This is a genomic window from Leptospira licerasiae serovar Varillal str. VAR 010, assembly GCF_000244755.1.
Classification (GTDB): Bacteria; Spirochaetota; Leptospiria; order Leptospirales; family Leptospiraceae; genus Leptospira_B; species Leptospira_B licerasiae.
The window spans coordinates 152922-164950 of sequence record NZ_AHOO02000009.1 but is presented as its reverse complement, the minus strand read 5'-3'; the positions used below and the strand labels follow the sequence as shown (position 1 = coordinate 164950).

Genomic DNA, 12029 nt, shown 5'->3' with positions numbered 1-12029 from the left:
AATTTAACAGAACATTTCCGAATAAAATAGAATTATTATATTCGATAAATTTCATTTAAGGTTTGGGAAATTTAAACCTTTCATATCCGTAGTTAAACTTGTCGAATCGCCGAATCTCTTTTCGGGCCTGGACAGTCTTTCTGAAATGACATACTATCCATTTTATAAAAATATATGAGTCTGCTTTTGAACAAGTATTCGGATCCGGACACAAATATTACTCTAATATAAAGTGATTAGGATAGAGTATGAAAATTTCTGAACAATTTATCTCGAATGAAAAGACAGGGATGTTTACCGCTTTTTTGTCCGTTGCTTCTCCTTTATTTGGTGAAGTAGCCGATGCATTTTTATCCGTTCCGATTGGGGCAAAGGCGGTCGTATTCATCAATTCCGGCCTTGGTGACAAATTTTGGGAGGAAGAATCGGAATTCACGGACATAATGTTTAATCTTCATTCCGCGAGAATTGCCACATTATATTTACGTCAAAAAGCTCTAAATGATTGTTATCATAAAATTCATTCTTCCTTATTGGTGGAAGCTTGGGAGGAATCCGTTCAAACCCTTGAAGAATGGACCTTTCAATCCGAGATTATCCGCGATCTGCCTTTGATCCCCTTTTATCCTCTTCCTACTTCCAGCACGTTTGAATGATTATAAAATCGTAATGAGATTTTAATCGAATGAATAACTTGCTCCCAACAATATAGCGGGGATGTCCGACTTTAAGGAATGTTTGAATTCTTCTACTCGGATATCGTTTTTGGAGAATACAGCATGGTTGAAGTTCCAATCCGCAGAACCTCCATTATAAACTCTCACAGGAAGATAATATAATAGGGTAAAATCGAATTTCCATTTTCCGGTTGAATATCCGAATCCGCCGGAGACTAGATCTTGGACCATGATGCCTGCCTGGAGTGCATTCGTTCCTTCCGATCTTAAAACTCCTGAGTTATGCCTTGCTCCCAGTCTCCAAGTCCAATCGTTTACGATCCATTCTCCTCCTATTCCTAAAGCCCAAGAATCATGGTAACTTAAATTCTGGGGGATTACATTCGTTTGTCCGAATGCAGTTGGAAATACAGGAGCAGCCAATGTTTGTTTATAAGTAGAAGTGTATGAGGCGTAATTGTAATATAGAGCGTCTATTCCGATCTTGAAAGTATCTGTTCCATAAGAAAAACCTAAACCATGTCTTTCCGGGACTGCAAATGTAGCGGAGACTCCGGTGCGACTCGGATATGAACCGACTTGCATACTTCCGTCCAAAGGGACTTTTGCGGAAGTTTGATAAGAATAAGCAATCTTTAATGTTTCTGTGATCTGATAAGTAGTTCCGAAGATACCGCCGAGTGCGTACGCGTTTTTACTTCTATAATCAAAACCTTGGCCGGGGACTTCAATATTTCCCGTAATATCGTAAAATTTTTGGTAAGCGATCTGTCTGGAATAAATTCCCTCCACTCCGAGCGCAATGGAAAGTCCGCCGATCTTATAAGAGAGTGCATGAGTCGATTTTACTAGATAAAAAGTAGAGGAGTAACTTTCCTGTATCCTTCTGGAATCTCCTATTGGACTTGGAAGTTTCATCCCTGACCAATCGTTCAGGCTTTGACCGTTCGGTGTGATCCTTGTGATCCCGGAAACTTCTCCATTTCCTCCGCCAGGTATATAAATTCCTCCGCCATAAGTCCATTTTTCGCTAATTGCAATTCTGATCGCAAAATACGGGAGTGGGGCGAGAACGTTATAGGATTCGGAATTTTCATAAGAAAGATTCGGATCCGGGTCCGTAAACTTGTCTCTGTATACTGTACGGATGTACGGTAAAGAAATTCCGAACTCCAACTCTTTTCGGTTTTTGAGACTTAAGTTAGCCGGATTAGTCCCTATATCCATGGGAGATCCCCCTATGGCTAAATTTACTCCTCCCATGCCGCCGTATCTAGCGTTATGAGAAGGCTGAAAAAGTCCAACGGCTTCTAACTTGGGAGCAAGGAAAGAAATTATAGCTAAGAAAAACAGGTAAATTTTTTTGAGAGCTCTAAATCCAAAAAGCATGCTTCAAGGAATTCGTTACGGTTTTTTTTACAAGTGCTTTCTTTTTAAAATTCAAAATATAAAACTGGCGCATTCCGGAGACGAGGTTTTGTTTTAGAATGAATTCGAACGAGTTACGTGCATTACGAAAAGAAACTGATCCATTAGCGGACGAGATAGTCACAAAATATTTTACCGAATCCGCTTTTGACAGAGAAAAAACGATGCTCTTTTTCGACGCCCTTTCTAAGAATTCGGACCCGATCCCTGCCGGTTTACCGGATTATCTTGAAAAATATTTTTATGAGACGGAAGACCTTCCTGTTTGGGCGGATAAGAACAAGATCGCAAAAGGTGAGCAATTATTCTCCACTTACGGTCCTCAGATCTTAATGATGCTTTGCGTTAAGTCTCTTCCCATGGCTTACTCTTGCGGAGATGGAGCGCAGGTACTTTACAAAACCGGAAGATTAATAGAACAGAATGGTGTAATAGACGGAGTCAATCGAAGACTAATGGAGACTACTCAGTTCGTAATCTCTGTCGCTCAGGAGAACGGACTAGGTCCACAGGGTAAAGGGATCCGGACCGCTCAGAAAGTAAGACTAATGCATGCATCCATTCGATATTTCCTTGGAAAGGGAAAAGATTGGGACCCTGCTTGGGGACAACCGATCAACCAAGAAGATATGGCTGGTACTCTGCAATCTTTTTCAAGTTTGGTGATAGAGGGTCTTGGTCAATCTTCCTTAAAACTCAGCCAGGATGAAAAAGACGCATACATTCATCTATGGAGAGTTGTGGGACATTTTATCGGAGTAAAACCGGAACTTTGTCCGGAAGGATACGATACTGCACATTCTTTGGGCGAATCCATATTTAACGATCAGCAAAAACCTTCGGAAGCGGGCAAGATACTTGCAAAATCCTTGTTGGACTTTATGGAATATATGCTTCCCGGAAATTTATTCGACAATCTTCCATTATTTTTTCTGCAAACGTATATGGGACAAAAAACAAGCGAGGTGCTTGGGTTAGGATGGCCTCCTAAAAATCCTTTAGGTTATTTTATGGAAAGGATCTTCAAGGACTTCGACTCTCATGTGGACGATGATGAGGGGTTCGGAAAGTTAGTCGCTTATTTTGCTTCCAAACTACTTTTTTCTATGGATCATTTTTATTACGGCGGAAAAAAAGCAAGATTTTGGATCCCGCCTTCATTAAGAGAGAATTGGAGACTATAAAGGATGAGTTTTTGGCAGACATTAGCAACGGATCCGGAGTATTTCGGACGTTATACGCTGTTTGAGAATATTTGTTTACTCTTAGGAGTGGCCTTTTGGGCCTACATGTATGCAGTTCTTCTAATAGAACCGTTCAAGAAAAAATTTGTCGAGATGCCCGTTTTTATCGCCTGTGGGAACATTATTTGGGAATTATTATGGGGGTTCTTCTTCAAGGAGCCTATGGGTGCGATATTACTCTGGGGCTATAGACTTGGATTCGTATTGGATATAGTGATTTTCTATCAAGTAATCCGATTCGGTAAAAAACAAATTTCCTTGCCAATGTCGGACAAGGGATATAAATTCCTTTTGGGCGTTTTGGTGGTTTCTTGGGGATTATTGATCTTTACTTTCTATAAGGGAGGTTATGATCTTTTTACCGGATCAAATTCGGCTTATATCTTAAGTTTGATCATTTCGGTAATGTATCCTATCCTTTTCCTAAAAACTGGAGATCCGAACATGTTCTCCTATTCTGTTTCTTGGGCAAAGTTTTTGGGGAATGGGTTCTTTACGATCTTCATCTTTCTATACTTTCCGGAGCAGTATTTTGTTCAGACATTGAGCGGGCTCGGAACGATAGCCGACATTTATTATGTTTGGATCTTTACCCGCCAAAAGTATTCGCTCTCTAAAGTGTAAACTTTAAAATTTAGTTCGGGTGGGGTTTCGGGACCGCGTAGGTTCCGAAAAAGATAAAATTGGAAACTACACAGGATTTGTCCTCAGACAGAGTTCCTTATGAATTGGGGGAATTGTTGTACGAGGACAGTTTTTCCCAAACTTACAGGGGAAAATTCGGTAGGACCAGAGAACCTAAGATCATTCGAATACAAAGACCGGAGGGGAAGGAAACTTCTTCGGTGTATTTTCTAAATGAATTCGAATTGGGAAAACTAGTTAGTGATCCTGGTATTCTCAAACCGGAAGATATGTTCGAAAATTCGGACGGTATCTGTTTGGTTTATGAAAATATCCCTTCTAAACTTCTCCATCAAAGTTTGGCAGGATTAATTTCTCTAGAAACTTTTTTAGAAATAGCGTTAGCCATTACTGAAAATTTAGCAAAGTTACATTCTTTCGGGATCGTTCATAACCAAATTTCACCGCGTGCATTTTTTTATAATCCTGATACTGGCGAAACAAAACTGGCTTGGTTGGGAGGAGCCTCTCTTCTTCTTTCCGAAAAAGGAAGTTATGCGCCTCTTAGATATACGTTCGATATTCTACCTTATTGTTCGCCTGAAAATACGGGCAGGCTAAACCGTCCGGTTGATTTTAGGTCCGATGCTTATTCTTTAGGTGCGTTATTCTATAAGATGATCTCCGGTACGCCTCCGTTTGAAACGGAAGATCCCTTGGAGATGGTCCATTATCATATTGCGAGATCTCCTGTTTCCTTACTAAAGAAAAGAGAGGATGTTCCAGCAGCAATCTCTACTTTGGTGGACAAATTACTCTCCAAGATGCCGGAAGAAAGATACTTCTCTCTGGAAAATCTGATACATGATCTAAAGAGTATTAAAGATTCTTTAAAGTCCAAACGTAAATTGTCGGAATTCGTTCCCGGGGTTTACGAAAGAAAGGTAGGGTTCAGGGATTCTCCTCGGATCTACGATAGGGATAGGGAGAGAAAGGAGATCGAGTCCGGTATAGTAAACGTAACTAACGGAAGAAGGTCCGCTATATTTATCGGAGGCAAATCAGGTACTGGAAAAACGGCTCTAGTAGAAGACGCGATCACATATCTGGATATTTATTCCGTAGTCCTTTTACGAGGGAAATTCGAAGAAGATAAGAAGGAGATCCCATATTACGCGTTTCGTCAGATCATGGAGGATCTTTTAAGAAGGATACTTCAGAAAAAAGACGAAGAGATCAATCTACTTAAGAATTTTATAAAAGAATCTTTAGGGGATAATATAGAGATCCTGACACAGTTCTTACCTGATCTAGGAAAAACATTAGGGATCGAGATACCGACAAAAACGACTAAGAGGCAGAAGGACGAAAAGGTCCTATTTGCAGTCGCTCTTAGATTTTTAACTCTTTGTTTCGACCGAAAAAATCCGGCGATCATTTTATTGGACGATTTGCAATGGGCAGACTCTGCTTCGCTTGCATTGCTTGAATTTATTTTGAATAGCGAGGACTGGGAGGGATTACTTTTTGTCCTGACCAGTCGCTCCGAAGATTCGGACTTTTTCCCGAATGTGAACGTAAAGCAAGGGTTCCCGGGTCTGGATCTGAGAGAAATACGACTTACTCCTCTGAATGAACATAGCGTTTTTAAATACGTATCGGATAGTATTCATGTTTCACCAGAGGATGCGAATAAACTCGCGGAAATTCTAGTTTCCAAAACTGGGGGGAATCCTCTATTCCTGCATCAGTTCTTGAGATCCTTGTATGAAGAAGGATGCCTAAGTTTCGATCAGAAAACTGCTTATCATAGGGTGGACTGGGATAGGCTTTCGCAAAGAGCAGTTACGGATAACGTTCTCGATCTCTTCTTGGACAAGGTAGGAAAACTTCCTGACGAAACACTCGAAGTTCTAAGGGTCGGGGCTTGTATCGGAGCTAAATTCGATCTGAAAGATATGTACGATTTTTTCAAGAGTAGGCCCGGGGTCTTGTCAAGAGGAATTCGAGAAGCGATCAGAGAAGGGATCGTGTTTTATAGAGAAGACGGGAATATGTTATTTCCATCTTTGCAATATATTTCCCAAAGAAAGATAGAAGAATCAGGCATGTATTCATCTCTTTCGAATGTTCAGTTCCATTTTTCGCATGATAGAATGATCCAAAGTATTTTGGATGCAACAGATTCTGAGGAAAAGGCGAGGATCCATAATACGCTTGCTAAGTTACTTATCGAGCGTGAAAAAATTTCGGGTGGTTCCGAACAGATCTTAGATATTGCAAATCATCTCCTGCGCTCCAGAGAATTATATACAAACGGAAGGGAGAACGAGGACTTCTTCCATTACACAATACTTGCAGGAAATTCCGCAAAAGCAGGTGCAGCCTACGAGTCTTCTTATTCTTTTTTCAGTTTGCTCGCTTCTCAGTTAAAGGACTCTTATTGGCAGAAGGATAGAAAGAACGCGATACATATCCTAAAGTCCCTTGCTGAATCGGCGTATTATTTATCTAGAAGAGAAGAAGCGGAGAAGATAGTATCCGATCTACTTTCCAAACTCCATAGTCCATCCGAAAAAGCGGACATTTATCTAATGCAATTAGAAGTGATGAACGTTTATAACGATTTGGATTCTGCATCTAAGATTGGGATCAAAGCTTTACAGTCTCTTGGAATAGGTTTCAAGGAAAAGCCCGGGTTTTTAGCTGTGTTAGGCGAAGTACTAAAGATGGTCTTTTATAGTAGAGGAAGATCTCCCGAAAAACTAATACACGCAAAAGATAGTAAGGATCCTTACAAAACGGAAGCCTTGAACATTTTAGTGAATCTTCTGAACTACGGAAAACATATGGATATGAAGGTGATGGCTTATATCTATTTAAAGCTTATCAACCTTACTTTGAAGGAAGGAAACGCTCCATTTAGCTTTTTCGGTTACGCTGGATTCGGTTCCATTCTACTTTCCATCAACGGAAATTTCCAGCAGTCCATGAGATATTGGACCCTGGCGGAAAAAATATTAAAAAAGTTTAAATCGGATGAACTCTACGGGAGGTTCGTTTTCGGCCGGACGATTCTTCTTGATTATTTTATGTATCCTTTCCGTTCCATAGTGGATTATACGGAAGAGGCATTTCATAAATGTATGCAGTATGGGGATTATCTATGGGCGGCATTTGCGCTTTTCTCCCAGAATACGAACCAATTATATTCCGCAGAAAATTCAGTTTCTTATAGGGAGAAGATCAGAGAAAATTTGGAAAGAGGCTCCAAACTAAATTACGATATTTTGATGATCCTCTTGCATTCTTCCGATTCGTATCTGGATCGTTTGGAAGGAAAATCTACCGAAACAGTCCGATATAAAGAGAATTTATATACTGATCGGGAGTTCGAGTCGAAGGTTCTGGAGTCTGCGGGAAATGGAACCGCTAATTCTTGGTATGCAACCTTATTTGGTTCTCTTGCCTATCTTTCCGGCTATTATTTGGAAGCGGAGAGAATTTTCGAAAATTACCAATCGGATCTCGAAAAATCCAGAATCATGTTTATCTATTCCGAATATAGATTTTATAGATCCTTGGGGCTTTTGAAGTTGCGTAAGAAAAAACTAAAACTTACTGAAAAGCTCTTCTTTAGATATTCATTATATTTGTTCAAACTCTGGTCAAGGATCTATCCGCCTAGTTTCCAGTTATTCTATTTTGTGCTGGCAGGTCTTTACGAAGATTATGCAGGAAGAAAGGAAAATACTTCCAAATACTTTGATATGGCAATGCAGCAAGTTGAATCCGAGCCTAACGATTTCAGGAAAGCCGTGGTTTATCATCATATTGCAGAGTGGAATGTTCAGCAAGGTAGGACCTCCTACGGAAAATTCTTGATACAAAATGCAGTCCGACTCTATGGATCTTGGGGAGCCAAATCCATCGTAAATATGCTTAGGGACGAATATGGAGAATTGCTTCGTCCTCAAGGTACTCCAAAACGTTCTGTGGAAAAGATATTAGCGGATTCTATGCTTTCTACATCTTTCAATCTGGATTTACGAACCGTACTTAAGGCTTCTCAAAGTATTTCGGGAGTGATAGAATTGGGCGAATTACTCCGACAACTTATTCGTACTATCATGGAGAATGCCGCAGCTACAAGAGGGTTTTTGATACTTCCTCAAAACAAAGAATTGTTTTTAATGGCGGGTTCGGATATAGAAGAGCCCGGGTTTTTACCCAAACCGATCTCATTGGATGAGGCCGGACATCTTTTACCCTTAGAAGTGGTATATTTCTGTTTTCGTTCCGGACAGAAAGTTTTGATCTCGGACGCTGCTAAGGATTCTTTCTATTCCGTAAATCCTTATATCAAAAGAAGTAAACCCAAGTCTTTGTTATGCATGCCGATCACAAAGCAGGGGAGAACATTATGCGTTCTTTATTTAGAAAATCGACTCACTGCAGGCATCTTCGACGAACATAGATTGGAAATTTTGGAGATACTTTCCGCTCAGGCCGCAATTTCGTTAGAGAATGCGAAATTATACGAAGATATTACTCGGATGAATTCCGAATTGGAAAGAAAAGTAAACGAAAGAACGGAAGAATTAGCTAGATCTCTTTCAATTATCCGTAAGGACATGTTGTATTCTCAAAAGATCCAGAGGAGTATACTTCCTGAGTTAAAAAATATCCCAGGGCTCCGATATTCGGTAAATTATCTTCCAATGGACGAAGTAGGCGGCGACTTCTACGATATATGCAAATTAAGTAATGGAAGGTATCGGTTCTTTTTGGCGGATGCAACAGGCCACGGAGTACAGGCGGCGTTAGTCACAATGGCGATCAAGGGGGAATACGAGAGCGTAAAGTCTTCTTTAGAAAAACCGGGAGAAATACTCTTCGGCTTGAATAATTCTATTTTAACTAAATATAAAACACTCTATTTTACCGGAGCGATTTGCGACGTGGATCTCTCTGAAAAAAAAGTGTATTTTGCGTCGGCAGGTCATATCTCACAATTTTTAATGCGTTCTTATCGAACGGAAGAGATGCCTAAGACCGGGGCAATCTTAGGGTTCGTAAAAGATTATCCGTATAGAACGGAAGAATACAAAATAGAATCAGGGGATAGGATATTTCTTTTTTCGGACGGGATCTATGAACAGTTCGACGAGGATAAATCAGAATACGGAGAGGAACGATTTTTACATTCTATCCTTGCAAGCGCTCAGTTTGAACCTCAGATCCAGGCAGAAAGGATACTCACCGACCTTCAGAATTTTATTTCTAAAAGTTCCATCCAGGACGACATTACTCTATTGATCTTAGATATAGATTGATCCGCTTTCTTATTATCGCTTGCGTTTTGGTTCTCTGAATTTCAGGATCACAATTAAGAAGTTTTCTGATAGGACATTCTGAATTGCTCGGTCTTTTCGTTATTCTGTATATCGTTGTCACCATTCTGATCGGGGCGTTCGCCTCTAGATTCGTCAATAGTTCTAAAGACTATGTATTAGCAGGAAGAAGGCTCCCGCTTGTACTTGCGTCTTCGGCTTTATTTGCTACTTGGTTCGGTTCGGAAACTTTGATGGGCGCTTCTTCTAAGTTTGTGGATGGTGGGGTCTTGGCTGTGATCGAAGATCCTTTCGGAGCGGCGCTTTGTCTTTTTTTAGTAGGGATATTCTTTGCTCGGCCATTGTATCGGATGAATATTCTCACCTTCGGCGACTTGTACAAAAATCGTTTCGGCCGCAAGGTGGAATTTCTTTCCGCATTATTTATGATCCCTTCTTATTTCGGTTGGATTGCCGCTCAGTTAGTTGCTATGGGGATCGTCATCCATTCCTTATTCGGATTTGATATATATGTGGGGATCCTTTTGGCATCCTTCGTGGTTTTGATCTATACTTATATCGGAGGTATGTGGGCAATCTCCATTACGGATTTCTTACAGACAATGTTGATCATAGTAGGACTTTTGGTTTTGGTTTGGGATTTGCAAGATAAAGCCGGCGGATTTCAGACAGTAATTGCGACCGCTAAACCTGGATTTTTTTCCTTCTTTCCTCCTTTGGAGATTGAAGCCGTTCTTGCATACATTGCAGCATGGATGACGATAGGGTTGGGCTCTATTCCACAACAGGATATTTTCCAAAGAGTGATGTCTTCCAAATCGGAAAAAGTGGCAGTGTATTCTTCGTTTTTGGGAGGAGGAATGTATCTCACTGTTGCGTTTCTTCCTTTGCTTGCAGGATATTTTGCAAGAAGAGTTTACCCAGAGATCGCAGCAGGCGACAATCAGATGATACTTCCACACGTGGTATTAGTACATTCTACTTTATTTATACAGATCCTGTTTTTCGGTGCGTTACTTTCTGCGATCTTAAGTACCGCTTCCGGAGCGATTTTGGCTCCAGCGTCGGTTTTAGGGGAGAATTTGATCCGTCCTACTTTGAAAAATCCTTCCGAAAAATTATTACTTAGAGTAATGCGTTTTTCCGTTTTGATCGTTACGATTGTATCCACTGGAATGGCATTGAGCGAGACGAACATTTATCAGTTGGTTGCGGATTCTTCTTCCATTAGTTTAGTTTCTCTTTTTGTACCTTTGGTTGCCGCTTTATTCTGGAAAGATGCGAATGCGAGTGGAGCAGTTTATGCAATGTTTTCAGGGATGATCGTGTGGTTATGTTTGAAATTATTCGGGCCGGAATGGTTACCTCCTACGATCCCTGCCTTAGGTATCAGCTTCTTTGGACAATATATAGGAAAGTATATTAAGGTTTCTTTATTCGAACCGAAGCCGGAATTAAGCAGAGACTCTGTTCCTTCCGGCGGCCTTTGATTCGTATAATTTCTTATCTGCCGCTTTAAGGAAATCTTCCGGAGTCTCGTCGTTATCTCTCGAAGCGACACCTATACTCACAGTAATCGTCCAAGGAATCTCTTCGAAGGTTTCGGTCTCTATTCTTGCCCGGATCCTTTCCGCTACGAATTTTGCTCCTTCTATATTCGTATTGGAAAGTACGACGCAGAATTCTTCGCCGCCGTAACGAGCCGCTACGTCGCAATCTCTCACAAGCCCGGACAATAATCTTCCGATTGTTGCCAGCAATTTATCCCCCACTTGGTGTCCTAACGAATCGTTTGCCTTTTTGAAATGGTCCAAATCGAGTAGAAGAACAGATAAAGGGAAATCGTATCTTTTAGATGCCGCTAAAAGGGTATTTAAAGATTCCATTAAGTGTCTTCTGTTGAAAAGGCCAGTTAACGAATCTTTATGAGATATTTCTTTTAGGTTTTTGTTGGATTCTTCTAATTGCAATTGCAGAAGGTTACTTTTTAATCTAGTGCCTTCTACGTTGATCGCAGCTCCCATGCTAGCGATGGAAAATGCGATAATAGGGGTTATTACGGAAAAGTTTAGTTCCCGTTCGGTCATAAAAGTATAACCGAACGAAAAGAATAATAGATTGACCGAAACGATGATAAGGTAAGTAAGGAAGCTTGCTCGGATGAAAAGAGGGAGCATAAGCAGCCCGAAACAGAATGCGGAAAAGTCCGCGGTATGATATTGATCTACCAAAGTTGCAAATGTAGTTACTAAGGTAAGAACTCCGACATAACCTATCGTGGAGAAATAAGAGAGTCTCTTTCCTTTTAAGTCCTTTAAGGCGAGAATCACCAACATCAATCCCGAGAATAACGCGGCACTTCCGAAGCTAAGGCCATATAAGAATTGAAGCTGACCTCCTATCGCAGTCCCAGGTGAAAGTATAGTTTGGGCCAAAAGAATGCATGAGATCAAAAGCGTAAAAACGCTGAGAATTCTGACGGACTTGTCATTATCTAAGGTTCGAAGTTTACGGATTTCTCCCGATCTCGAATAAGAAAAGTCTTCCGAAAGATATCTTTTGAGTTTCATAGCGGATATTCAGATAGACGGATGAAGATTTAGGTTTATACGCTTCTACAAAAGGAAGTGAAAAATCCGCATAACAAAAATCGGAAAATTATTTACCTGATTAAGAAAGAAACTCGGGTGCCGATTCGTCAT

7 protein-coding genes are annotated in these 12029 nt (G+C 40.6%); 5 read left to right on the top strand and 2 right to left on the bottom strand.

Annotated elements, in window-relative coordinates:
* Positions 1 to 248 precede the first annotated feature (248 nt).
* Complete coding sequence (locus LEP1GSC185_RS11730) at positions 249 to 656, top strand: hypothetical protein (RefSeq protein ID WP_008589202.1); 408 nt, start codon at positions 249 to 251, stop codon at positions 654 to 656.
* Positions 657 to 677: 21 nt separating this feature from the next.
* Here the strand turns inward: LEP1GSC185_RS11730 and LEP1GSC185_RS11725 are convergent, their stop codons facing one another.
* Positions 678 to 2066, bottom strand: a complete 1389-nt coding sequence (locus tag LEP1GSC185_RS11725; RefSeq protein ID WP_008589149.1) for an OmpP1/FadL family transporter — start codon at positions 2064 to 2066, stop codon at positions 678 to 680.
* Positions 2067 to 2164: 98 nt separating this feature from the next.
* Between LEP1GSC185_RS11725 and LEP1GSC185_RS11720 the strand changes: the two genes are divergently transcribed.
* From LEP1GSC185_RS11720 to LEP1GSC185_RS11705, 4 genes are all read left to right on the top strand, one after another.
* A complete protein-coding gene (locus LEP1GSC185_RS11720; protein WP_008589182.1) occupies positions 2165 to 3289 on the top strand; it encodes an oxygenase MpaB family protein in 1125 nt (374 codons plus the stop codon).
* Positions 3290 to 3292: 3 nt separating this feature from the next.
* Complete coding sequence (locus tag LEP1GSC185_RS11715) at positions 3293 to 3973, top strand: transmembrane-type terpene cyclase (RefSeq protein ID WP_008589009.1); 681 nt, start codon at positions 3293 to 3295, stop codon at positions 3971 to 3973.
* Between the two features lie 77 nt (positions 3974 to 4050).
* A complete protein-coding gene (locus LEP1GSC185_RS11710; protein WP_008596824.1) occupies positions 4051 to 9309 on the top strand; it encodes a trifunctional serine/threonine-protein kinase/ATP-binding protein/SpoIIE family protein phosphatase in 5259 nt (1752 codons plus the stop codon).
* Between the two features lie 83 nt (positions 9310 to 9392).
* Complete coding sequence (locus tag LEP1GSC185_RS11705) at positions 9393 to 10817, top strand: high affinity choline transporter 1 (protein ID WP_008588908.1); 1425 nt, start codon at positions 9393 to 9395, stop codon at positions 10815 to 10817.
* Here the strand turns inward: LEP1GSC185_RS11705 and LEP1GSC185_RS11700 are convergent.
* The gene (locus LEP1GSC185_RS11700) at positions 10782 to 11897 is read right to left on the bottom strand and encodes a GGDEF domain-containing protein (RefSeq protein WP_008588720.1); all 1116 of its coding nucleotides are present in this window, start codon (positions 11895 to 11897) and stop codon (positions 10782 to 10784) included. The genes LEP1GSC185_RS11705 and LEP1GSC185_RS11700 overlap by 36 nt on opposite strands.
* Positions 11898 to 12029: the final 132 nt, after the last annotated feature.